At 71.6% G+C, this 24,648-nt stretch carries 16 protein-coding genes and 3 pseudogenes; 9 read left to right on the top strand and 10 right to left on the bottom strand.

The annotated features are described in order from the left end of the window. Positions 1-221: 221 nt before the first annotated feature. Positions 222-1,328, bottom strand: coding sequence for a DMT family transporter (locus AB0K92_RS07350; protein ID WP_365920272.1), 1,107 nt, complete (start codon positions 1,326-1,328; stop codon positions 222-224). Between the two features lie 91 nt (positions 1,329-1,419). Here AB0K92_RS07350 and AB0K92_RS07355 point away from each other — a divergent pair, with 91 nt between their 5' ends. Further along, positions 1,420-2,337, top strand: a complete 918-nt coding sequence (locus tag AB0K92_RS07355; RefSeq protein WP_365920357.1) for a LysR family transcriptional regulator — start codon at positions 1,420-1,422, stop codon at positions 2,335-2,337. A gap of 31 nt (positions 2,338-2,368) precedes the next feature. On the opposite strand, the gene AB0K92_RS07360 is transcribed toward AB0K92_RS07355, so the two are convergent. Both AB0K92_RS07360 and AB0K92_RS07365 read right to left on the bottom strand, forming a co-directional pair. Further along, positions 2,369-3,259: a phosphatase PAP2 family protein gene (locus tag AB0K92_RS07360; protein ID WP_365920274.1), complete on the bottom strand. Its 891-nt coding sequence runs from the start codon at positions 3,257-3,259 to the stop codon at positions 2,369-2,371. 152 nt (positions 3,260-3,411) lie between these two features. Then, on the bottom strand, positions 3,412-4,446 hold the full coding sequence (locus AB0K92_RS07365; RefSeq protein ID WP_165997795.1) for a LacI family DNA-binding transcriptional regulator: 1,035 nt from the start codon (positions 4,444-4,446) through the stop codon (positions 3,412-3,414). A 401-nt stretch (positions 4,447-4,847) separates the two neighbouring features. On the opposite strand from AB0K92_RS07365, the gene AB0K92_RS07370 reads away from it, so the two are divergent. The 7 genes from AB0K92_RS07370 to AB0K92_RS07400 all read left to right on the top strand — a co-directional run bounded on the left by AB0K92_RS07370 (position 4,848) and on the right by AB0K92_RS07400 (position 17,476). Continuing rightward, a complete protein-coding gene (locus tag AB0K92_RS07370; protein ID WP_365920276.1) occupies positions 4,848-6,116 on the top strand; it encodes an extracellular solute-binding protein in 1,269 nt (422 codons plus the stop codon). Positions 6,117-6,212: 96 nt separating this feature from the next. Beyond that, the gene (locus AB0K92_RS07375) at positions 6,213-7,214 is read left to right on the top strand and encodes a sugar ABC transporter permease (protein WP_365920278.1); all 1,002 of its coding nucleotides are present in this window, start codon (positions 6,213-6,215) and stop codon (positions 7,212-7,214) included. 13 nt (positions 7,215-7,227) lie between these two features. After that, positions 7,228-8,136 (top strand): ABC transporter permease subunit, encoded by a 909-nt coding sequence (locus AB0K92_RS07380; protein ID WP_365920280.1) that lies wholly within the window; start codon positions 7,228-7,230, stop codon positions 8,134-8,136. Between the two features lie 204 nt (positions 8,137-8,340). Beyond that, on the top strand, positions 8,341-10,023 hold the full coding sequence (locus AB0K92_RS07385) for a glycoside hydrolase family 13 protein (protein WP_365920282.1): 1,683 nt from the start codon (positions 8,341-8,343) through the stop codon (positions 10,021-10,023). A 118-nt stretch (positions 10,024-10,141) separates the two neighbouring features. Further along, positions 10,142-11,521: an alpha-amylase family protein gene (locus AB0K92_RS07390; protein WP_365920284.1), complete on the top strand. Its 1,380-nt coding sequence runs from the start codon at positions 10,142-10,144 to the stop codon at positions 11,519-11,521. A gap of 130 nt (positions 11,522-11,651) precedes the next feature. Then, complete coding sequence (pulA, locus tag AB0K92_RS07395) at positions 11,652-17,060, top strand: pullulanase-type alpha-1,6-glucosidase (RefSeq protein WP_365920286.1); 5,409 nt, start codon at positions 11,652-11,654, stop codon at positions 17,058-17,060. 50 nt (positions 17,061-17,110) lie between these two features. Next, entirely contained in the window at positions 17,111-17,476 is a 366-nt protein-coding gene (locus AB0K92_RS07400; RefSeq protein ID WP_365920289.1) for a 5-carboxymethyl-2-hydroxymuconate Delta-isomerase, read from the top strand. 12 nt (positions 17,477-17,488) lie between these two features. Here the strand turns inward: AB0K92_RS07400 and AB0K92_RS07405 are convergent, their stop codons facing one another. From AB0K92_RS07405 to AB0K92_RS07425, 5 genes and pseudogenes are all read right to left on the bottom strand, one after another. Next, on the bottom strand, positions 17,489-18,178 hold the full coding sequence (locus AB0K92_RS07405; protein ID WP_365920291.1) for a TetR/AcrR family transcriptional regulator: 690 nt from the start codon (positions 18,176-18,178) through the stop codon (positions 17,489-17,491). Positions 18,179-18,234: 56 nt separating this feature from the next. Then, positions 18,235-18,468 (bottom strand): annotated as a pseudogene (locus AB0K92_RS07410) (2Fe-2S iron-sulfur cluster binding domain-containing protein); the annotation flags it as partial. Further along, positions 18,467-18,580 (bottom strand): annotated as a pseudogene (locus AB0K92_RS07415) (metal-dependent hydrolase); the annotation flags it as partial. The pseudogenes AB0K92_RS07415 and AB0K92_RS07410, both read right to left, overlap by 2 nt. A 100-nt stretch (positions 18,581-18,680) precedes the next feature. Further along, positions 18,681-20,600 carry a hypothetical protein gene (locus AB0K92_RS07420; protein WP_365920293.1) on the bottom strand — a complete coding sequence of 640 codons (1,920 nt, stop codon included), beginning with the start codon at positions 20,598-20,600 and terminating at the stop codon, positions 18,681-18,683. Positions 20,601-20,659: 59 nt separating this feature from the next. Beyond that, positions 20,660-21,159, bottom strand: a pseudogene (locus tag AB0K92_RS07425) (tetratricopeptide repeat protein). A gap of 112 nt (positions 21,160-21,271) precedes the next feature. Here AB0K92_RS07425 and AB0K92_RS07430 point away from each other — a divergent pair. Then, positions 21,272-21,718 (top strand): hypothetical protein, encoded by a 447-nt coding sequence (locus AB0K92_RS07430; RefSeq protein ID WP_365920295.1) that lies wholly within the window; start codon positions 21,272-21,274, stop codon positions 21,716-21,718. A gap of 80 nt (positions 21,719-21,798) precedes the next feature. On the opposite strand, the gene AB0K92_RS07435 is transcribed toward AB0K92_RS07430, so the two are convergent. After that, positions 21,799-23,394, bottom strand: a complete 1,596-nt coding sequence (locus tag AB0K92_RS07435; RefSeq protein WP_365920297.1) for a DUF1996 domain-containing protein — start codon at positions 23,392-23,394, stop codon at positions 21,799-21,801. Positions 23,395-23,512: 118 nt separating this feature from the next. Further along, positions 23,513-24,526 (bottom strand): NAD-dependent epimerase/dehydratase family protein, encoded by a 1,014-nt coding sequence (locus AB0K92_RS07440; protein ID WP_365920299.1) that lies wholly within the window; start codon positions 24,524-24,526, stop codon positions 23,513-23,515. Positions 24,527-24,648: the final 122 nt, after the last annotated feature.

A 24,648-nucleotide genomic window follows, 5' to 3' on the forward strand; every position in this document is an offset into this window, starting at 1 on the left:
GTCCTCGGGATGTCCCGCTCCGGGATGCCAGGCTGCCGGGCGTCACGCTCGGGGACGCCACGCTCCGCGGCGCCGGTCCTCGGGACGCCCCGCTCCGGGACGCCAGGCTCCCGTACGTCACGCTCGGGGACGCCGTTCTCCGGGACGCCGGCTACCGCGCGTCGCGCTCCGGGGCGCCGGTCCTCGGGACGTCCCGCTCCGGGACGCCGGGCTGCCAGGCGTCACGCTCGGGGACGCCCGGTCTCCGGGACGCCAGGCTCCCTGACGCCCCGCTCCGGGACGTCGATCTCCGGGACGCCAGGCTCCCGTATTTCACGCTCCGAGACGTCGGTCTCCGGGACGCCCCGCTCCGATACGCCGCCCCCCAAAACGCCCCGCTCCGAGACGCCGCCCCCCGGGACGCCCCGTTCCGGGACGCCGGCCTTCGAGGCGTCGTACGCCGGGGCCGCGGGTGCCGCGTCCCGCGGGGCGGGGGTGCGCCGGGTCATCGCCACGCCCAGCAGGACGACGGCCATCCCCGCCACCACCCGCGCCCCGACCTGCTCGCCGAGCACCAGCGCGCCCAGCGCCACCGACACCACCGGCAGCAGGTAGCCGACCGTGGCCGCGCTCGTCGGGCCCTCGTCGGCGATGAGGCGGTAGTTGAGGTAGAAGGTGACGCCGGTGCCGAGCACACCGAGGGCGGTGACCGCGAGGAGCGCGGTGGCGTCGGCGTCCAGCGGGCCGGCCACCGGCAGGGCGAACGCGCTCCACGCGGTGGCGGTGAGCAGCTGGGCGGCGGACAGGGCCAGCGGGGCCCGCCGGTCGGTGAGATGCCGGGCCATGTAGGCGAAGGCGACGGCGTAACTCGCGGCGGCGGCCAGCAGCGCCGCCGCGCCCCAGCCGAGCAGGCCCGAGCGCTGCCACGGCGCGAAGATCAGCACCGTGCCGGCGAAGCCGAGCAGCAGTCCGGCCAGGCGGGCCCGGCCGAGGCCCCGCTCGGTGCCGAGCAGGACGCCGATCAGCAGGGACCACAGCGGGGTCGTCGCGTTCAAAACGCCCGCGACACCCGAGTCGACGGTCTGCTCGCCGATGCCGAACAGGGCGAACGGCAGGGCGTTGCAGAACAGCGCGGCGATCACCAGACGCCCCCAGGTGGCCCGGTCGCGCGGCAGCCGCTGGCCGGCCCAGCGGGCCAGGAGCAGCAGGACGGCGGTGCCGAGCACACAGCGGGCGATGGTGATCTGGGCGGGGGAGAGGCCGTGGTCGAGGGCGACCTTGATCCAGAGGAAGCCCGAGCCCCAGAGGAGGGCGAGCGCGGCCATACGGAGCGTGGAGGCGAGGGGCATGGCTCCACGCTGGACGCCTTCTCCCTTCAGGACAAGTGAAAAGTTCTGCAAGCCGCTTAAGCTGGGCTACATGCAGCTTGATGTGCGACGGATGCAGGTGCTGCGGGCCGTGGTCGGCACCGGCTCGGTGACCGCGGCGGCGGCGCGGCTCGGGTACACGCCCTCCGCGGTCAGCCAGCAGATCGCGGCCCTGGAGAAGGAGGCCGGCACGGACCTGCTGGAGCGGGCGGGGCGGGGCGTGCGGCCCACGGCGGCGGGGCTGCTGCTGACCGAGCACGCCGACGCCATCGCCCGGCGGGTCGCCGAGGCCGAGACCGCGCTCGCCGACCTGCTGGCGGGGCGCACCGGGCGGCTGTCGGTGCGGTACTTCGCCACGGCGGGCGCGGCGCTGGTCGCCCCGGCGGTGGCGCGGCTGCGGACGCTGCACCCCGGCGTGCAGGTGGAACTCCGCCTCGCGGACCCCCAGGACCCCCTCACCGACGTCCGCGAGGGCCGGGCCGACATCGCGCTGGTGGTGGGCGAGGACGACGGCGCCCGGGACGGCGTACGCCTGCTGCGCCTGCTCGACGACCCCTACCTCGCCGTCCTGCCCAAGGGGCACCCGCTGGCCGCCCGGCGGAGCGTGGACCTGGCTGAGCTGGCCGACGAGCCGTGGGTGGGCAGCGAGTGGCCCGGACCGTGCCTCGACGCCCAGCTCGCCGCCTGCGCGGCCGCGGGCTTCCGCCCCCGTTTCGTCGTCGACAGCGAGGACTACCTCACCGCCCAGGGCTTCGTGGCCGCCGGCCTCGGCGTCACCCTGATCCCCCGGCTGGGCCTGGGCACGCCCCACCCGGACGTCACCGTCCGCCGCCTGAAGCCCCCGACGCCGGCCCGCACCATCCTGGCCGCCCTGCGCCCGACCACACCCGCGCAGCCGCCCCTGACGGCCTTCATCGAGTCGCTGAGGGAGGCGGCGGAGGGTGGCGGCGCGGCGCCGCGCCAGGACGCGCGTCGCGCGACGGCGCGATAGCGCCGGGTCCCCACGGTCCCCGGCGCGGCGGTCACGCCTTCGTCGGCTCCAGGGCGCTCCGGTGCGGGGCCGCCGCGGGCTGGTGGACCAGCCGGGGGAGGGCGTGGGGCAGGGCGCCGTACCAGGCGCGGGCGACGGTGTAGCCGAAGCCGAGGCAGAGCACGCCGCCCACGGCGTCGAGCCAGAAGTGATTGGCGGTGGCGACGATGACCACCAGCGTCGCCGCGGGGTACACCAGCCCCAGCACCCGCACCCACGGCACCCGCGTCAGCGCGAAGATCGTCACGCCGCACCACAGGGACCAGCCGATGTGCATCGAGGGCATCGCGGCGTACTGGTTCGACATGTTCTTCAGGTCGCCGGACGCCATGGAGCCCCAGGTCTGGTGGACCAGGACGGTGTCGATGAAGCCGCCGCCGGTCATCAGGCGGGGCGGGGCCAGCGGATACAGGTAGTAGCCGACGAGCGCGACGCCCGTGGTCGCGAACAGCACCAGGCGCGTCGCCGCGTAGCGGCCGGGGTGGCTGCGGTAGAGCCACACCAGCACGCCGAGCGTCACCACGAAGTGCAGCGTCGCGTAGTAGTAGTTCATGCCCACGATCAGCCAAGTCACGGCGTTGGCCGCGTGGTTGACGGACTGCTCCACGGCGATGCCGAGCTGCTGCTCGGCCTTCCAGATCCAGTCCGCGTTGCGCAGCGCCTCCGCCTTCTGCTCCGGTACGGCGTTGCGGATCAGCGAGTACGTCCAGTAACTCACCGCGATCAGCAGGATCTCGAACCACAGCCGGGGACGGCGCGGGCTGCGCAGCCGGCGCAGGACGCTGCGCGCGGTCTGACCCGATTCGTCCGTGACATCGTCCGCGACGTGGTGCGGAACGGCCTCGGCAGGGCCTTCCGGTGTCGTCACGGTCGTCTCACTCATGGGCACAGAGTCTGCCAGAAAAGCGTTCCCCTCCCGATCATCCCCCGGTCGGGTTCCGGACGCACGTTCTCCACCCGGCGGACATATCGGCGTACTACGACCGCACGGTGCCCGCCGGCGCCCCTCCGCCCGGCGGAGGATTCACGGCCGTGTCACGGACGATGGCGGTGCACCGGGGCGGAGGCGGTCGAACCGCGCACCACCAGCTCCGGCATGAACACGAACTCGCTGTGCGGCGCCGGGGTGCCGCCGATCTCCTCCAGCAGCGTGCGCACCGCGGCCTGCCCCATCGCCGGGACCGGCTTGCGGACGGTGGTCAGCGGCGGATCGGTGAAGGCGATCAGCGGGGAGTCGTCGAAGCCGACGACGGAGATGTCCTTCGGTACGTCCAGCCCGAGCTGCCGGGCCGCGCGTATCGCCCCCAGCGCCATCATGTCGCTGGCGCACACCACCGCCGTGCAGTCCCGGCCGATCAGCGCGGAGGCGGCGGCCTGGCCGCCCTCCAGCGTGTACAGCGAGTGCTGGATCAGCTCCGACTCGACCACCTCGGCGGTCAGCCCCAGCTGCTCCTGCACGGCCCGGACGAACCCCTCGATCTTGCGCTGCACCGGCACGAACCGCTTGGGTCCGAGCGCCAGGCCGATGCGGGTGTGGCCGAGCGAGACCAGGTGCGTCACCGCGAGCGTCATCGCCGCGCGGTCGTCGGGGGAGATGAACGGCGCCTGCACCTTCGGGGAGAAGCCGTCGACGAGGACGAAGGGCACGCCCTGCGCCCGCAGCTGCTCGTAGCGCTGCATGTCGGCGGTGGTGTCGGCGTGCAGTCCGGAGACGTAGATGATGCCCGCGACCCCGCGGTCCACCAGCATCTCGGTCAGCTCGTCCTCGGTCGAGCCGCCGGGGGTCTGGGTGGCGAGCACCGGGGTGTAGCCCTGCCGGGTCAGCGCCTGGCCGATGACCTGGGCGAGGGCCGGGAATATCGGGTTCTCCAGCTCGGGCGTGATCAGCCCGACCAGTCCGGCGCTGCGCTGCCGCAGCCGCACCGGGCGCTCGTAGCCCAGTACGTCGAGCGCGGCCAGCACCGACTGGCGGGTGGTGGCGGCGACGCCGGGCTTCCCGTTGAGGACGCGGCTGACGGTCGCTTCGCTCACCCCCGCCTGCGCAGCGATGTCCGCAAGCCGTGTGGTCACAGGGTGGGACTGTACCGGCCGGGTCTCCCCTTGCCCACCGAACGGACGCCGGGTGCGAGCGGTTGACCGGCGCGCTGCGGGTTGCTGCGACATGGCGTCCCCTCATTGAAAAGAACAGCAAGAGCTTGCAAGTCTTGCACAACACGGTCCGTGCCCGCTCAACCCCGTAGAACAACGGTCTCACAGCGGTCTACGACAGGTCACGCCCGGATAACTTCGGCGATGCCTTGCACTTTTTTTCTGCAAGGTCTTTCGCAACTATTGCATCGCTGTTACGTTCACGTCGCCCGGCGGCGGCAACGGCGCAGTCGGCAAGTCGACAGGAAGCGGCAGACGGGGCCGCCTCCTGTCAGGGCCTCCCTGGCGGCCCACCTCACGGGCTTTACCCTCAAGGAGAACTCATGCGGCGTGGCATAGCGGCCACCGCGCTGGTGGCGTCCCTCGCTCTCGCGGCGACGGCCTGCGGCGGCGACGACAGCAGCGACAGCTCGAACGGGCCGGTCACCATCACCTGGTGGGACACCTCCAACGCGACCAACGAGGCGCCGACGTACAAGGCCCTGGTCAAGGAGTTCGAGGCCGCCAACAAGGACGTCAAGGTCAAGTACGTCAACGTGCCCTTCGACCAGGCGCAGAACAAGTTCGACACGGCCGCCGGCTCCAAGGGCGCCCCGGACGTGCTGCGCTCCGAGGTCGGCTGGACCCCCGCCTTCGCCAAGAAGGGCTTCTTCCTGCCGCTGGACGGCACCGAGGCCCTGGCCGAGCAGGACAAGTTCAAGCCCAACCTGATCGAGCAGGCCAAGTACGAGGGCAAGACCTACGGCGTCCCCTTCACCACGGACACCCTGGCCCTCGTCTACAACAAGGAACTGTTCGAGAAGGCCGGCGTCGAGGCCCCCAAGACCTGGGACGACCTGAAGAAGGCCGCCGCCACGATCAAGGAGAAGACCGGCGTCGACGGCTACTGGGGCTCCACCCAGGCCTACTACGCCCAGTCCTTCCTCTACGGCGAGGGCGCCGACACCGTCGACGTCGACGCCAAGAAGATCACGGTGACCTCGCCCGCCGCCAAGAAGGGCTACGCCACCTGGCAGTCCCTCTTCGACGGCAAGGGCCTGCACAAGGCCGACACCACCGCCGACGCCTACGCCCACATCCAGGAGGCGTTCGTCAGCGGCAAGGTCGCCTCGATCATCCAGGGCCCGTGGGAGATCACGAACTTCTACAAGGGTTCCGCCTTCAAGGACAAGGGCAACCTGGGCATCGCCACCGTCCCGGCCGGCTCCACCGGCAAGGCGGGCGCCCCGACCGGCGGCCACAACCTGTCCGTCTACGCGGGCTCCGACGAGGCGCACCAGAAGGCCGCGCTGAAGTTCGTGAAGTTCATGACCTCGGCCAAGGCCCAGGAGACCATCGCCCTGAAGAACAACACGCTGCCGACGCGCGACGACGCCTACACCGAGCAGGTCAAGGCCGACCCGGGCATCGCCGGCTACCAGACGGTGCTCGCCGCCGCCCAGCCGCGTCCCGCGCTGCCCGAGTACAGCTCGCTGTGGGGTCCGCTCGACGACGAGCTGCTGAAGATCGCCGGCGGCAAGGTGTCCCTGGACGAGGGTCTGGGCAACGCTGAGACCGCGATCGCCAAGCTGGTCCCGGACTTCAGCAAGTAAGCCCGCGTGGCCGCCGGATCCTCCAGTACAGAGGGGGAAGGATCCGGCGGCCATCGGCCTGTGAGCCGTACCGAATCTTCCAGAAGGTGTCGAACCATGACAGTCGCCATCGACCGTGCGACCGGCAAGCGGAGCGGTGACCGCGGTCCCCGGCCCGGCCTGGGCCGCCGTCTCAAGCACAGCTACCAGAAATACTGGTACGCCTACGCGATGATCGCCCCGGTGGTGGTCGTGCTCGGCGCCCTGGTGCTGTACCCCCTGGGCTACGGCCTCTACCTGACGCTCACCGACGCCGACAGCCTGAACTCGGCCCGCACCATCGGCGTCAACGAGATCGAGGCCACCTACAAGTTCATCGGGTTCGACAACTACGCGGACATCCTCTGGGGCGAGACCGCGTACGACCGCTTCTGGTCGCACTTCATCTGGACCATCTTCTGGACGGCGGCCTGCGTCGCCCTGCACTACTCCATCGGGCTCGGCCTCGCCCTGCTGCTCAACCAGAAGCTGCGCGGGCGCACCTTCTACCGGCTGATCCTGGTGCTGCCGTGGGCCGTGCCGACCTTCGTCACCGTCTTCGGCTGGCGCTTCATGCTCGCCGACAGCGGCATCATCAACTCCGCCCTCGACTTCCTGCACCTGCCGAGCCCGGCCTGGCTGGAGGACACCTTCTGGCAGCGGTTCGCCGCGATCATGGTGAACACCTGGTGCGGTGTGCCGTTCATGATGGTCTCGCTGCTCGGCGGCCTGCAGTCGATCGACAGCACCCTGTACGAGGCCGCCGAGATGGACGGCGCGACCCGCTGGCAGCAGTTCCGCTACGTCACCCTGCCCGGCCTGCGCTCGGTCAGCTCCACCGTGGTCCTGCTCGGCGTCATCTGGACGTTCAACCAGTTCGCCATCATCTTCCTGCTGTTCGGCAACACCGCCCCCGACGCGCAGATCCTCGTCACCTGGGCCTACCAGCTCGGCTTCGGACAGCAGCCGCGCGAGTTCGCCGAATCGGCCGCCTACGGCATCCTGCTGCTGGGCATCCTGATCGTCTTCACCTCCTTCTACCGCCGCTGGCTGAACCGCGATGAGCAAGCCGCGATCTGAGGCAGGAGCCCCCATGAGCACCACGACCGTCACCCAGTCCACCGCCGTGGACCAGGCCGCCCCCGCCCCCGCGCCGGGCCCGGCGCGCCGCCGCGGCGAGCGCGGCCTCGCCCGGACCCTCCTCTCCCACGGCCTGCTCACCGTCGCGAGCCTGATCGCCCTCTTCCCGATCGTGTGGCTGGTCTTCCTGTCCCTCGGCCCGGACAAGGACGACTATCTGCACCCCGGGCGCATCTGGTCGACGATGACCCTGGACAACTACAGCTTCGTGCTCCAGGAGACGAACTTCTTCGACTGGCTGAAGAGCACGCTGATCGTCTCGCTCGGCACCACCGTCATCGGCGTGATGATCGCGGCCACCACCGGCTACGCGGTCTCCAGGATGCGCTTCCCCGGCTACAGGAAGTTCATGTGGGTGCTGCTGTGCACCCAGATGTTCCCGATCGCCGTGCTGATCGTGCCGATGTACCAGATCCTGTCGGAGCTCCAGCTCATCGACACCTACCTCGGCCTGATCCTCGTCTACTGCTCCACCGCCGTCCCGTACTGCGCGTGGCTGCTCAAGGGGTACTTCGACACCATCCCCTTCGAGATCGACGAGGCCGGCCGGGTCGACGGGCTCTCCCCGTTCGGTACCTTCTTCCGGCTGATCCTGCCCCTCGCCCGGCCGGGCCTGGCCGTCGCCGCCTTCTACAGCTTCATCACCGCCTTCGGCGAGGTCGCCTTCGCCACGACGTTCCTGCTGGACGACGAGAAGTACACCTTCGCCGTCGGCCTGCAGAGCTTCGTCAGCGAGCACGACGCCCAGCGCAACCTGATGGCCGCGACCGCGGTGCTGATCGCCATCCCGGTGTCGGCGTTCTTCTACCTCGTGCAGAAGAACCTGGTGACCGGACTCACCGCGGGCGGCACCAAGGGCTGACGGCCCTGCTCGAGAAGACTCCCGCGCCCTGACCGCGCGGGTGGCGGCCCGGCGCGGTGTCCTCCCCCAAGCTCTCGGCTTCGCTCGAGCAGGGGGAACCCCCAAACCCCGCTGTCACCGAGGCCGGGCCGCCTCTCACCCCACGCCCCCTGCCGCCGTACCCACGCCTCCATGACCTCGAATCGGTTACAGATCAAGGACGCCATGAGCCAGCACACTGCCGACCCGGCACCGAACTCCGCCGTCGCCACCGTCGCCAAGCGCCGCGACTGGTGGCGGGACGCGGTGATCTACCAGGTCTATCCGCGCAGCTTCGCCGACAGCAACGGCGACGGCATGGGCGACCTGGAGGGCGTACGCTCCCGCCTGCCGTATCTGCGCGACCTCGGCGTGGACGCGGTGTGGCTCAGCCCCTTCTACGCCTCCCCGCAGGCCGACGCCGGATACGACGTCGCCGACTACCGGGCCGTCGACCCGATGTTCGGCAACCTCCTGGACGCCGACGCCCTCATCCGCGACGCCCACGAGCTGGGCCTGCGCATCATCGTCGACCTGGTGCCCAACCACTCCTCCGACCAGCACGAGTGGTTCAAGCGCGCCGTCGCCGAGGGCCCCGGCTCCCCGCTGCGGGACCGCTACCACTTCCGCCCCGGCAAGGGGGAGAACGGCGAACTGCCGCCCAACGACTGGGAGTCCATCTTCGGCGGCCCCGCCTGGACCCGGGTCACCGAGCCCGACGGCACCCCCGGCGAGTGGTACCTGCACCTGTTCGCCCCCGAGCAGCCCGACTTCAACTGGGACCACCCGGCGGTCGGCGACGAGTTCCGCTCGATCCTGCGCTTCTGGCTGGACATGGGCGTCGACGGCTTCCGCATCGACGTCGCCCACGGCCTGGTGAAGGCCGAGGGCCTGCCCGACCTGGGCGCCCACGACCAGCTGAAGCTGCTGGGCAACGATGTCATGCCGTTCTTCGACCAGGACGGCGTGCACGAGATCTACCGCCAGTGGCGGCTGATCCTCGACGAGTACGCCGGTGAGCGCATCTTCGTCGCCGAGGCGTGGACGCCGACCGTCGAGCGCACCGCCAACTACGTCCGCCCCGACGAGCTGCACCAGGCCTTCAACTTCCAGTACCTGGGCACCGAGTGGGACGCGAAGGAACTGCGCACCGTCATCGACCGCACCCTGGAGGCCATGCGCCCGGTCGGCGCCCCCGCCACCTGGGTGCTGTCCAACCACGACGTCACCCGGCACGCCACCCGGTTCGCCAACCCGCCCGGCCTCGGCACTCAGATCCGCACCGCCGGCGACCGCGAACTGGGCCTGAGGCGGGCCCGCGCCGCGACCCTGCTGATGCTGGCGCTGCCCGGCTCCGCCTACATCTACCAGGGCGAGGAGCTGGGCCTGCCGGACGTCGTCGACCTGCCCGACGAGGTGCGCCAGGACCCGGCGTACTTCCGCGGCGCGGGCCAGGACGGCTTCCGCGACGGGTGCCGGGTGCCGATCCCGTGGACCCGCACCGGACCGTCGTACGGCTTCGGCAGCGGCGGCAGCTGGCTGCCCCAGCCCGCCGAGTGGGCCGAGCTGAGCGTCGAGGCGCAGACCGGGGTGCCCGGTTCCACCCTGGAGCTGTACCGCACCGCGCTGGCCGTCCGCCGCGACCACCCCGACCTGGGCGCCGGGGACGCCGTCGAGTGGCTGAAGGCGCCCGAGGGCGTCCTGGCCTTCCGGCGCGGGGACTTCGTCTGCGTCGCCAACACCGGCGGCGAGTCGGTGACCACCCCGGCGTACGGGCGGCCGCTGCTCGCCAGCGGTGAGGTGCAGGAGGGCGACGGCGAGGTGAAGGTGCCCGCCGACACCACCGTGTGGTTCAGCACGGCTGTGTAACTTCTTGCAGCAACTTCCGACGGCCCGCTGCCCTTTTGGGCAGCGGGCCTTTAACATCTGGCCACCGCAAGGTTTCTGCAAGATTTCAACGACCCCTTCGATGGTGAAGGAACCCCACATGGCCATCAGCAGAACCGTTTCGAGCGCCCTGGCGCTCGCCGCGGCGGCCGCCTTCCTGGCCCCCGCCACCGCCGCCCACGCCGCCCCGCCCGGCACCAAGGACGTCACGGCCGTCCTCTTCGAGTGGAACTTCGCCTCCGTGGCGAAGGAGTGCACCAACCGCCTCGGCCCCGCCGGCTACGGCTACGTGCAGGTCTCCCCGCCCGCCGAGCACATACAGGGGTCCCAGTGGTGGACCTCCTACCAGCCGGTCAGCTACAAGATCGCCGGACGGCTCGGCGACCGCACCGCCTTCAAGAACATGGTCGACACCTGTCACGCGGCCGGCGTGAAGGTCGTCGTCGACACCGTCATCAACCACATGGCGGCCGGCAACGGCACCGGCACCGGCGGCTCGTCGTACACGAAGTACACCTACCCCGGCCTGTACTCGTCGTACGACTTCGACAACTGCACCGGCCAGATCACCAACTACCAGGACCGCTGGAACGTCCAGAACTGCGAACTCGTCGGCCTCGCCGACCTGGACACCGGCGAGAACTACGTCCGCGGCGCCATCGCCGGGTACATGAACGACCTGCTCTCGCTCGGCGTCGACGGCTTCCGGATCGACGCCGCCAAGCACATGGCCGCCGCCGACCTCGCGAACATCAAGTCACGGCTGACCAACCCCTCCGCGTACTGGAAGCAGGAGGTCATCTACGGCGCCGGCGAGGCCGTCCAGCCCACCGAGTACACCGGCAACGGCGACGTCCAGGAGTTCCGCTACGCCTACGACCTCAAGCGCGTCTTCACCAACGAGAACCTCGCCTACCTCAAGAACTACGGCGAGGGTTGGGGCTACCTGAGCGGCGGCGTCGCGGGCGTCTTCGTCGACAACCACGACACCGAGCGCAACGGCTCCACGCTCAGCTACAAGGACGGCGCCAACTACACCCTGGCCAGCGTCTTCATGCTGGCCTGGCCCTACGGCGCCCCCGACATCAACTCCGGCTACGAGTTCACCGACCACGACGCCGGCCCGCCCAACAACGGCCGGGTGGACGCCTGCTGGCAGGGCGGCTGGAAGTGCCAGCACGCCTGGCCCGAGATCGAGCGCATGGTCGCCTTCCGCAACGCCACCCGCGGCACCGCGGTCACCAACTGGTGGGACAACGGCGGCGACGCGATCGCGTTCGGCCGCGGGAACAAGGGATACGTGGCCATCAACCACGAGTCCGGCTCCCTGACCCGCACCTACCAGACCTCGCTGCCCGCGGGCACGTACTGCAACGTGCAGAACAACACGACCGTGACGGTGAACTCCAGCGGCCAGTTCACCGCCACCCTGGGCGCCAACACCGCGCTCGCCCTCTACGCCGGCAAGTCCAGCTGCTAGCAGAGCGGTCGGCCAAGGGTCGTGAAACTTCTTTCCGTTGGTTTCACGACCCTTGCTGCAACACTTGCGCGCCGCTACCGTCGCGCCCGGGGTCGGATCCCATGAGCCGTCATCGCAAGGAGTGCACACCTTGATATCCAGCAGGCCGGCGCCCGCCACGCGCCGCACCGCACGAGGCAGACGGGTCGCGGCCGTCACCGTCGCCGCGCTCGCCGCCGCCCTCGTGCAGCCCCTCGCCGCCCAGGCCGCCACCCCGCCGCCCCCGCCCTCGGACGCGGCCCTGGCCAAGGTGCCCGCCCGGCACGACCTGACCCGCGAGCAGTTCTACTTCGTCCTGCCGGACCGCTTCGCCAACGGTGACCGGGCCAACGACAAGGGCGGCCTGACCGGATCCCGGCTGACCACCGGCTACGACCCGGCCGACAAGGGCTTCTACCAGGGCGGCGACCTCAAGGGCCTGACGAAGAAGCTCGACTACATCAAGGGCCTCGGCACCACCGCCATCTGGCTCGCCCCCATCTTCAAGAACCGGCCGGTGCAGGGCGAGGGCGCGAACGCCTCCGCCGGCTACCACGGCTACTGGATCACCGACTTCACCCAGGTCGACCCGCACTTCGGGACCAACGAGGACCTGGAGACCCTGATCGACAAGGCCCATGCCAAGGGCATGAAGGTCTTCTTCGACGTCATCACCAACCACACCGCCGACGTCGTCGACTACGAGGAGAAGTCCTACGACTACCTCTCCAAGGGCGCCTTCCCGTATCTGACGAAGGACGGCGAGCCCTTCGACGACGCCGACTACGCGGACGGGAAGCGGGACTTCCCGGCCGTGGACTCCGGCTCCTTCCCGTACACGCCGGTCGTCGCCCCGGACAAGCGGAACGTGAAGGTCCCGGCCTGGCTCAACGACCCGGCGATGTACCACAACCGCGGCGACTCCACCTGGGCCGGCGAGTCCGCCACCTACGGCGACTTCGTCGGCCTCGACGACCTGTGGACCGAGCGTCCCGAGGTCGTCGAGGGCATGGAGAAGATCTACCAGCGCTGGGTGCGCGACTTCGACATCGACGGCTTCCGGATCGACACCGTGAAGCACGTCAACATGGAGTTCTGGACCCAGTGGGCCACCGCCCTCGACGCCTACGCGGCGAAGAAGGGCCGCGACGACTTCTTCATGTTCGGCGAGGTCTACTCCGCCGACACGAACGTCACCGCCCCCTACGTCACCCAGGGCCGCCTCGACTCCACCCTCGACTTCCCCTTCCAGGACGCGGCGCGCGGCTACGCCTCCCAAGGCGCGAGCGCCAAGAAGCTCGCCGCCGTCTTCGGTGACGACTACAAGTACACGACCGGCCGGGCCAACGCCTACGAGCAGGTCACCTTCCTCGGCAACCACGACATGGGCCGCATCGGGACCTTCCTCGAGCAGGACGACCCGGACGCGAGCGACGCCGAACTGCTGAGGAAGGCCCGGCTCGCCAACGAGCTGATGTTCCTCAACCGGGGCAACCCGGTGATCTACTACGGCGACGAGCAGGGCTTCACCGGCGCGGGCGGCGACAAGGACGCCCGCCAGACGATGTTCGCCTCCAAGGTCGCCGACTACCTGGACGACGACCAGCTCGGCACCGACCGCACCCACGCCGAGGACGCCTACGACCCGAGAGCACCGCTCTACCGGCAGATCAGTGCTCTCGCCAAGCTCCGCAAGGCCCACCCGGCCCTCGCCGACGGCGTCCAGACCGAGCGTTACGCCGCAGACGGCCCCGGCGTCTACGCGGTCTCCCGCACCGACGCCAGGACCGGCACCGAGTACGTCGTCGCCTTCAACAACGCGGACCGGGCGAAGACGGCGACCTTCGCGACCGGCTCCCCGGACATGACGTTCCGCGGCCTCTACGGCACGGACGAGACGGTGAAGTCCGGCGCCGACCGCCAGGTCACCGTCACCGTCCCCGCCGGATCCGCCGTCGTCTACCGCGCCGCCGGCACGCTCCCCGCCCCCGCCACCGAGCCCACCCTCACCCTGAAGGCCCCGGCCCCCGGTGCCACCGGCACCGTCGAGGTCACGGCCGATGTCGAGGGCGGACAGCTCAACCGGGTGGTCTTCGCCGCCCAGACCGGCAACGGAAAGTGGCAGACGCTCGGCTCCGCCGACCACGCCCCGTACAAGGTCACCCACACCGTCGGCAAGGATGTGCCGCCCGGCACCGCCCTGCGCTACAAGGCCGTGGTGATCGACCGCGCGGGCCGCACCGCGAGCGCCACCGCCGCCTCCACCACCGGCACCCCGCCCGCCGAGGAGATCCCCACCGCCTCCTCCCGCGACTACGCGATCGTCCACTACAAGCGCGAGGACGGGAACTACGCCGACTGGGGCCTGTACGCCTGGGGCGACCTCGCCGACGGCGAGGCCACCGAATGGCCTAACAGCCACCCCTTCACCGGCCGGGACGCCTACGGCGCCTTCGCCTACGTCAAGCTGAAGCCGGGCGCCTCCAACGTGGGCTTCCTGGTCATCGACAAGCAGGGCAACAAGGACGTCTCCGCCGACCGCACGATCGACGTCACCAAGACCGGCGAGGTCTGGATCGAGCAGGGCAAGGAGACCGTCCGCACCGAGCGGCCCACGGCCGACTACCCGGCCCCCGACAAGACCAAGGCCGTCCTGCACTACCACCGCGCCGACGGCGACTACGACGGCTGGGGCCTGCACGTCTGGACCGGCGCCGCGCACCCCACCGAGTGGTCGAACCCTCTGAAGCCGGTGAAGACTGATGCCTATGGCGCGGTCTTCGAGGTGCCGCTCACCGAGGGTGCCACCAGCCTCAGCTACATCATCCACAAGGGCGACGAGAAGGACCTGCCCACCGACCAGTCGCTCGACCTCAAGGCGAGCGGCCACGAGGTGTGGCTGGTGAGCGGCCAGGACAAGCCCCTGCTGCCGCAGCCCGCGGGCTCCGCGGCCGCCGTCGACCTGACCACCTCCAAGGCGGTCTGGATCGACCGGGACACCGTCGCCTACAACGGCTCCGACGCCGCCGCCTCCACCCAGCTGCGCTACTCCCGCACCGGCTCCATCAAGGCCGAGAACGGGGTCCTGACCAGCACCGACGAGCGGTGGCTGCGCCTGCACAAGTCGTCGCTCACCGACGCCCAGAAAGTGAAGTTCCCGCACCTGAGGGACTACACCGCCTGGTCCGTCGACCCCCGCGACCGCGACCGGGTCCGCGAGGCCCTGCGCGGCCAGCTCGTCGTCACCCAGCAGGCCGCCAACGGAGCGGTGCTCACGGCGACCGGCGTGCAGATCGCCGGCGTCCTCGACGATCTCTACGACGCGACCACGGCGGACCTCGGCCCCACCTTCCACAAGGGCCGTCCCACCCTCGCGGTCTGGGCCCCCACTGCCCAGAGCGTGTCCCTGGAGCTGGACGGGTCAGTCAAGCCGATGCGGCGCGACGCCGCCACCGGCGTCTGGTCCGTCACCGGCCCGAAGTCCTGGAAGGGCAAGCCCTACCGGTACGTGGTGAAGGTCTGGGCGCCCAGCGTCCGCCAGGTCGTCACCAACAAGGTCACCGACCCGTACGCGGTCGCCCTCACCACCGACTCCAAGCGGAGCCTCGTCGTCGACCTCGCCGACAGGTCCCTCGCACCGAGCGGCTGGGACAGCTACCGGAAGCCGAAGGCCGTACCGCTCAAGGACGCCCAGATCCAGGAGCTGCACATCCGCGACTTCTCCGTCGAGGACAGGACGGCCAAGCACCGGGGCACCTACCTGGCCTTCACCGACAAGGACAGCGACGGCAGCCGGCACCTGAGGAAGCTCGCCGAGGCGGGCACCTCGTACGTCCACCTGCTGCCCGCCTTCGACATCGCCACCATCCCGGAGGACAAGGCCGGCCAGGCCACCGTCGACTGCGACCTGGCCTCCTACCCGGCCGACTCCGACAAGCAGCAGGAGTGCGTGGCGAAGGCGGCCGCCAAGGACGCCTACAACTGGGGCTACGACCCGTACCACTACACGGTCCCCGAGGGCTCCTACGCCACCGACCCCGACGGCACCGCCCGCACGGTCGAGTTCCGCAAGATGGTGAAGGCGCTCAACGAGGACGGCCTGCGCGTCGTCATGGACGTCGTCTACAACCACACCGCCGCGAGCGGCCAGGCGGACACCAGCGTCCTGGACCGCATCGTCCCCGGCTACTACCAGCGGCTCCTCGCCGACGGCTCGGTCGCCACCAGCACCTGCTGCGCCAACACGGCCACCGAGAACGCCATGATGGGCAAGCTGGTCGTGGACTCGGTGGTCACCTGGGCCAGGGAGTACAAGGTCGACGGCTTCCGCTTCGACCTCATGGGCCACCACCCCAAGGCCAACATCCTCGCCGTCCGCAAGGCCCTCGACGCGCTCACCGTCGAGAAGGACGGCGTCGACGGCAAGAAGATCATCCTGTACGGCGAGGGCTGGAACTTCGGCGAGATCGCCGACGACGCCCGCTTCGAGCAGGCCACCCAGAAGAACATGGCCGGCACCGGCATCGCCACCTTCTCCGACCGGGCCCGCGACGCGGTGCGCGGCGGCGGCCCCTTCGACGCCGACCCCGGCGTCCAGGGCTTCGCCTCCGGCCTGTACACCGAGCCCAACCCGAACGCGGAGAACGGCACCCCGGCCGAGCAGAAGGCCCGGCTGCTGCACTACCAGGACCTGATCAAGGTCGGGCTGTCCGGCAACCTCGCCGACTACACCTTCACCGACACCAGCGGCAAGGAGGTCAAGGGCTCCGAGGTCGACTACAACGGCGCCCCCGCCGGCTACGCGGCGGCCCCCGGCGACGCCCTCGCCTACGCCGACGCGCACGACAACGAGACCCTCTTCGACGCCCTCGCCTTCAAGCTGCCCGCGTCGACGAGCGCCGCCGACCGCGCGCGCATGCAGCTCCTCGCCATGGCGACGGCCACCCTCTCGCAGGGCCCGGCCCTCTCCCAGGCGGGCACCGACCTGCTGCGCTCGAAGTCGCTGGACCGCAACTCCTACGACAGCGGCGACTGGTTCAACGCCATCCACTGGAACTGCGCCGACGGCAACGGCTTCGGCCGCGGACTGCCGCCGGCCGCCGACAACCAGGCCAAGTGGCCGTACGCCAAGCCGCTGCTGACGACGATCGGCGTCGGCTGCCCGCAGATCGAGGGCACCTCGGCCGCCTACCGCGACCTGCTGAGGATCCGTACGACGGAGAAGGCGTTCTCCCTCGACACGGCCGGCCAGGTGCAGTCCGCGCTCTCCTTCCCGCTCTCCGGCACCGACGAGACACCCGGCGTGATCACCATGCGCCTCGGTCACCTGGTCGTGGTCTTCAACGCGACGCCCGAGCGGCAGGAACAGCGGATCGCCGCGGCGGCCGGTGAGCCGTACCGGCTGCACCCGGTGCAGGCCGCCGGGTCGGACGCCGTGGTGAAGACGTCGGACTTCGCGCGCGAGTCGGGCACGTTCACCGTCCCGGCCCGCACGGTGGCGGTGTTCACCCGGGCCGGCTGATCCTTACCGCGGGTTAGGGTGCTCCTGTCCGCCGTAGAACAGGAGCACCCATGCCGCAGATCACCGTCGACTACTCCGAGCAGCTGGCGGACGACTTCGACCGGCCGGGGTTCGCCCGGGCGCTGCACACCTGCGTGGTGGAGATCGCGGCGGCCAGGCCCCCGGCCTGCAAGACCCAGTTCCGCCGCACCGAGGACACCACGGTCGGACCCGACACCGAGGGGCACGCCGTCGTGCACATCACCATCGGACTGCTGGCGGGCCGCAGCGAGGAGACCAAGGCCAGGCTCACCGAGGCCGTCCTGGAACAGCTGCGGCAGTACCTCAAGCCGGGCACGGGCCTCGCCCTGCACGCCTCGGCGGAGATCCGGGACCTGGACCCCTCCTACCGCAAGTTCGAGACCGAGGCCGTCTAGGGCGCCCGGCTCCTAGGCCACCGGCGGGATCAGCCGGGCCACCAGGGCGCTGAACGGGCCGTCGGCCGGTTCGTCCCGCAGGACGCGGCGGACCAGGGCGGCCATCTCCTCGTCGTGGGCCGCGCTCACCGCCAGCAGCGCGGCCAGGCCGTGCACGAGCTGCGTCTGCAGCTCCTCGCGGGGCACGCGCCGCCCCTCCAGCCAGATCAGCGCGGTCGACTCGGCGAGCGAGATCCAGGAGCGCACCACCAGCTCCAGCCGCGCGGGCGGTTCCGCGACGCGCAGATGCCGGACGATCTGCTCGTAGGCGGCCTGGCGCACCGAGTCGATCAGCGCGTTGGTGGTCGAGGAGCCGACCGCCGGGCCGCCGCGCATCAGCGCCGAGAAGCCGGGGCCGTGCTCGTCGACGAAGTCGAAGAACCGGCCCATCACCCGCTCAAGGCGCGCGCCGAGCGGCCCCTCGGCGGGCTCCACGAACCGGCCCGCCAGATCCTGTGCCGCCCGCTTCAACGCGGCCTCGTACAGGCTGAGTTTGCCGGGGAAGTAGTGGTAGACCAGCGGACGGGAGATGCCCGCCGCCGACGCTATCTCGTCGATGGACACCTCGTCCGGGGAACGGCGGCTGAACAGTTCGAGGGCGACGCCGATCAACTGCTGCCGCCGCTCCTCGACTCCCATCCTGCGCCGCACCCCGGTAGTCATACGAACACCTTACCGATCGAATCCGGCCGCGAACGGTCCCGGTCGGCGGGCGGTGTTCACATGTCCAGCACCAGGCGCTCGCCGCGCGCCCGCGACACACAGATCAGCTTCCAGTCGTCGCGCTCCCCGTCCGTCAGCAGCTCGTCCCGGTGGTCCACCTCGCCCTCCAGCACCCGCTGCTGGCAGGTCCCGCAGAAGCCCTGCTCGCAGGAGTAGGCGGTGGCGGGCAGCGCCTCCCGGATCGCCGCCAGCGCGCTGCGGTCCGCCGGAACCGTCAACGCTCCTGTTCTCGACGGCGACGGCGGCGGGTGAGGCGGCCAGATACGCGACGGCCTGCTCGGTGGAAACCTCCCGCGAGGGGTGGTAGCCACGGCTGAGGTAGCGCGGGACGGGCCGGGGCACCCGGACCTGCTTGTTAGGCATCGCGTCAATGTACTGGCGAGTAGGTCTGGGGTGAACCCCTTGCGCGACCTTGTCCACGCCGATGCCGACAAGCGGGCGGCTAGCGCAGCCCGCCGATCGAACGCCCGCTGGCCAGCGTCCCCTTCAGCTCCGCGTGGGCGCCCTGCTTCGTCCGTACGGCCAGCAGATTGCCCCGCGCGCTCCCGGTCACCCCGCCCGTCGCGCCGACCGACACGGTGTCCCGGCTGCCCGCCGCGAGCAGGTACCAGGCGCCGCCGGACGACTTCCACAGCACCCCGGCGAGCACATGCGGGTCCTTCGCCCCGCACGCCGGGCCGCCGTCCGCCTTCGCGACCACCGCGCCGTACGTCCCGCCCGGCGTCTGGAACTGGGCCAGCACCCGCTCGCCGCCGCCCCGCCAGGTCTCCGCGCGGGTGCACACCCACGCCGCCGAGCCACTGCCGTCCGGCAGCGGCTGCCGCGCGTACGCCCAGGCGTTCACCGACCGCACGCCCTGTCCCCGCGCGTGCGCCAGCGAGCAGGCGAACGGCGCCCAGGTGCGCAGCGCCCGCGCGCCGGCCGCGTCCCGCGCGGAGCCCGGCCGGCCGCTGGTCAGCCGGGCCGGCACCAGCTCGCCCAGGTCGGACATCAGCCGGGTGCCGGAGCCGTCCGACACCTGCAGCACGTTCCAGGAGGAACAGGCACCGGACCGGGTCGCCGGGCTGGCCAGCGGCGAGGTGACCCCGTCGGTCAAGGTCAGCTCCATCGCCCCGGCGCCGGGCTTCAGCAGATCCCGCTCCGCCGCCTTCTTCACCCAAGGAGCCATCAGATAGCGGACGTTGGGGCCGGTGCGGTGCAGCACCACCGCGCTCGCCTCGGCCCGGCCCGCGCCGTCCGCGCGGGCGAAGTCCAGGGCGGCGCCCGCCGTGCTGTCCTGCGGCTCGGCGTAGCGGGCGATGCGCAGACCGTCGTAGAGGATCACCACCCGCGCCCGGTCCACGGACCCGGCGTACAGCAGCTGCGGCGGGCCGGGCGGGCCGCCGAACGCGGTGCCCGGGGTCACCGACACCCGGACGTTCTCACCGGGGCGCGCCCAGACGGCGAGGGCGCGGCGCAGCAGCGCGGTGTCGCCGGTGAGGTCGCCGCGCGCGGGCCACACGGAGAAGTCGGCGCGGGTCGCCGACTGCCAGGCCGCGGCCGGCACCCTGGTCAGCTTCGCCGGGTCGAGCGCCGCCCGCGCCGACGCGTTGTGCGCGTACACCGGGGCGGCGGCGCCGTCCGGGCCCCAGCCGTCGCCGGGCAGCCCGAGCAGCGCCCCGCACACGGCGACCGCCGCGGTCGCGGCCAGCGCGGCCTTCAGGTGCTGGCGGCGGCGCATCAGGTCGGTGGGGCGGGCCTGGAGCGAACAGGGGTCGAACTCGGGGGAGTCCAGCAGCGCGTACCGCGCGGGGACGGTGTCGGCCTCGGCGAGCGCGGCCGCCGGGTCCTCGACACCGGCGGCGCCGAGCACCGTACGGACGTCGGCGTCGGCCAGCCGCTCCAGGCCGCGCAGCACATAGGCGGCGCGGGCGGGGGCCGACAGCGCCGACAGCCGCTGGTCCAGGGCGAGTTCGTCGGCGCCGCCCGAGCGCGGGAACAGCCGCAGGCCCCACACCTGCGGCAGCAGTGGCGGCAGCTGGGAGCGCTTCGGCCACTTCCGGCGGCGCAGTGGCTGCCCGGCCTCCAGCGCCGTACGCAGCACCTGGAGGCGGACGACCGCGTACCCGGGGTCGCTCTCGCGGCCCGTGGCCTGGGCCGGGACGACCGAGGCGCGGGCGCGGCCCCGCGGCAGGGCCCGCTGGGTGAGCGCGTGCGCGGTCAGGACCCGTCGGTTGCGGCCCAGGCCCGGAGGGAGCACCAGGTAGGCGAGACGGACCAGCCGCGGATAGTGCTCGACGAGCGCGGCCTCGGCGCGTTCGACGTCGACCACCGGACCGGGGGCTGCGGAGCTCTGACGCTGGGCGACATCCTGTGACTGCACGTCCGGGAGAACGAGCGCGACGGCCGATGGTCACAGCCGTTCGGGGAACTCGGGGGGACTCAGCCGCCCGGCTCGGTCAGCGCGCGGGCGTAGTTCGCCATCGAGCGCTGGTAGCGGGGGAGATGGGCGGCGAGCGCGCCGAGGGCGAGGGACAGGCCCTCGCGGTCGCGGCCGAGGCTCGACAGACACAGGGCGAGGGTGGCGCGTACGGCGTCGTCCAGCTCGTCGGACGGGGCGTCCAGTTCCGGCGTCAACAGCTCGACACCCTCTCCGGGTGTCCGGTGTTCCGCAGTGAGCTGGCCAGCTGGATCTTCGCGCGGCGCGCCTTGTAGCCGGTGAGTCCGCGGGCCAGGGCCTCGCGGTAGAGCGGCACCGCCCGGTCGGAGCGGCCCGTGGAGTCCCAGGCGCACGCCTGCTCGAACGGCGCGTCCGGGCTGCCCTCGGGGAGTTCGGCGACGAGGGCGTCGATCAGCGCGCGGAAGTCGGCGGCCCGGTCCTGCGCGTAGTCGTCGAAGGCGGCCCACGTGGCGGCCACGCGGTCTTCCCAGTCCTGGTTCACCTGGTCAGCCTCGCACGGACGGATGTGCGGCGCAGCTGATTTGAGCACCGGGGGGCCGGCGGCCGTATCGACTTCGGAGACAGTGCCGTACGACGCCCGACCGGAGGAACCCATGAGGCTGACCCGACCGTTGCTCGCCGTGGCCGCGCTGGCGCTGGCGCTCGCGGGGTGTGGTTCCGGCGGTGAGGAGGCGGCGGCCCGGGTGCCGGAGACCGCCGAGGGCAGTCTGGAGCAGCTGGCCGCCGAGGTGCGCTGCGAGCCGGACATCCAGACGGACGCCGACGAGATCCGCCAGGCGATCTGCCGCAACGGGGACGGCCGGTTCGTCCTCGCCACCTTCGCCACCGACCGCGGCCAGCGCGAGTGGATCAACGGGGCGAAGGACTACGGCGGTCACTACCTGGTCGGCCGCAAGTGGGTGGCCGTGGGGGAGCCGAAGGTGGTGACGGCGCTGCGCGGCAGGCTGGGCGGGACCCTGGAGGAGGGGCAGGACCACGGGGCGGGGGCGGGGCAGGGTGCGGAGGCGGGGCAGGGTGCGGGGGCGGGCGGTCACCACTGAGCCGCCGCGCCGCCGTACAGCCCGAAGGCCGGCGGGGAGGGGACGACCCTCACCGCCGGCCTTCGCCGTCCTGGTCGCGCCTACTGGCACTTACGGCCGGTGTTGATGCAGTTGACCATCTTGTTCATCAGCCGCTGGGAGAAGAAGTTGATGAAGTCGTTGTGGTCGGTGATCGGCTTGTGCAGCTGCTCCGGGAAGGTGTCCACCGCGAACGGGTTCTGGACGACACCGTTCTCGATGACCGGCCGCGGCACCTCGTAGACGAGCCGGACCTGGAGCTGCGGGATCGCCTTGAAGCCGTTCGGGCAGGAGCCGTCGGGCCGGACGAACGCCACGTGGGTGCGGTGGTTGGCGCTGTCGATGTTCTGGCCGTCCCAGCAGCTCTGGAAGTTGGACGTGCGCACCACGTCGCTGCCGTCCGGGCACAGCGGGTACTTGTCCGTCAGCTGCCGGTTCTCGAAGCCCGTGCAGCTCCACGAGGTGTTGGCGTTGGCCAGGCCGTTGACGAAGGCCTTGGCGTCGCCGGTGATGATGCGCAGCGCCCTCGGCATCGCGACGACCGGGCCGCGCTTGTTGCCGACGAACTTCAGCTGGGCCACCTTGGGCTCCAGGATCCGCCCGACGTTGCCCTCCGTGCCGCCGCCCGCGTTGTTCTGGTCGAAGTCCTGCGAACCGTCCTGGAGGCGCAGCACCGGCCAGAAGTACGACGACCGGTCGCCCTGGTTCTGGCAGGTGGTGTCGGCGCGGGCCAGTTCGTCGTCGCTGGCGAAGGCGTCGTTGTTCTGGTTGCCGACGTAGTCGTGCAGGTGGTGGGCGCCGTTGGTGACACCGGGCGCGACGATCACGTTGTCCGTGTTGTGGTTGTCGTTGCCGTTGGTGCCGCACTTGGTGATGAAGACGCCGCGCGAACCGGTGCGGCCGTTCGCGGCGAGCCCGTTGGGCAGGTTGCGGGAGCCGGGCTGGACGGTGGTGATGTCCTGGAAGTCCGCCGCGACCGGGCCGTTGCCGGCCTGACCGCCGTTGCCGCCCTGCTGGCCGCCGTCCTGGCCGTCGTCCTGGCCGTCGCCCTGACCGCCGTCCTGGCCGTCGCCGTTCTGGTCCTGGTTCTGGTTCCCGCCGTCCTGCTGGCCGCCGCCGTCCTGGCCGTCGTTCTGACCGCCGTCCTGCTGGCCGTCGCCAGGCTGGCCGTCCGTGGTCTGCGGCTGCTCGGCGGGGGTGCCGGTGCAGCCCGCCAGGCCGTCCAGCTCCTCGGCGGCGCTGCCGCCCGCCCGGTTGATCTCCAGCTGGATGCGGTCGATGATCACCTTGCGGCGGTCCTTGAGCGGCTGCAGGATCGCGTTCTGCACGAAGCGCGCGTCGCGGGCCTGCGCCTCGCGGGTGGTCGCCAGCCGCTGGTAGGCGTCGGTGATCTGCTGGTCGAGCGTGGCCAGTTCGCCGTCCACCTCGCCCCGCGCCCGGTCCGGCACGTCGGTGAGCCGCTGGCCGACGTCCGGGCAGTCGATGGTGGCGATCTGCGCCGTCGCCGCCTTCGTCCGGTCCGGCCAGCGGTTCTCCTCGTGCGCCGAGGCGTAGAAGTTCGCCCAGATCAGCCCGCCCCCACCGAGCGCTAGGGCCGCCGATGCGGCAATGGCCTTGGTGGCCAGCGGCGTACGGCGTTTTCGTGTGTTGCGTCCCATGGAACTCCTCTGACTTCCTTGCGGGGCAGCACCGAGGCGCCCGACAGGAGTGAAGCGGCTCCCCTCCATACGGAACCGGTCCCACGGGTGTTCAAACGTCCCGGAAATTGCTTCCCGGCTACGGGAGTTGACGTGCGTCCGCCGCGGCGAGCACCTTCGCCTCCGTCTCCGGGGCGACGCCCTTCAGCGGCCGGTCGGGGCGCTGCGGGGCCACGCCGCCCAGGGAGCGCAGCCAGTCCCAGGTGTCGGCGACGGTGCGCTCCACCGGGCGGCAGCGCAGTCCCGCCGCGACCGCGCGGGAGACGTCCGCGCCGTGCAGTGCGTCGTGCATGTCGCTGCCCGGCGGCACCCACACCGGCAGCTGGGTCCACGGCTCGATCCCGGCCGCCAGGATCACCTCCGGGTCGGTCCAGCGCAGCTCGGCCCCGCCGCCGGTGACCGCGGCACAGGCCTCCAGCAGCGTGCCCATGGTGGCGTGCCCTTGCGGCGACATCAGGTTGTACGGCCCGCTCAGGCCCCGCTCGACACCGTCCAAGGTCCACGCGGCGAGGTCGCGGGCGTCGACGTACTGGAGGGGCAGATCGCGGGGGCCGGGTGCCAGTACCCGCCCGCCACGGGCCGTCCGGGTCAGCCACCAGGGCAGCCGGCCCACGTTCTCGTACGGCCCGAGGATCAGCCCGGCCCGCACCAGCAGCGTCCGGTCCGCGCCGAAGGCGTCGAGCGCGGCCAGCTCACCGCCCCGCTTGTCGCGCGCGTAGTCGGTCTGCTCCGCGTCCGGCGACGCGCCCCCGACCAGCGGCGCGTCCTCGGTGTACCCGGCGGGCGGCGCCCAGTCGTACACCGAGCAGCTGGAGACGTACGCGTACCGCCCCGCGCGCTCGCGCAGCAGCCGTGCCGCCTCCCGCACCGCGCGGGGCGCCGCCGACCAGGTGTCGACGACGGCGTCCCACGCGCCGCCGGAGAGGGCGGCGAGCCCGCCGGGCGCGGTGCGGTCGCCGTGCAGCGCCCGCACCCCGGCGGGCGCCGCGTGGCGGCCCCGGTGGAAGACGGTCACGTCCCAGCCGCGCCCTCGGGCCTCCTCCACGACCGCCCGCCCCACGAACTCCGTACCGCCCAGCACAAGAAGTCTCATGCCGGTGACTCTGCCCGCCCGGGAAGGGGGACGGAAGGCGGCTCTGCCGAGGGCAGACACGGGGCCGGCCCCGGGCGGGAGCGGCGCCTGCCGGGGGCGTGGGCGGGCCCGGGGCGGCCCGG

Origin of the sequence: Streptomyces sp. NPDC052687, from assembly GCF_040678395.1 — a bacterium.
Taxonomy (GTDB): domain Bacteria; phylum Actinomycetota; class Actinomycetes; order Streptomycetales; family Streptomycetaceae; genus Streptomyces.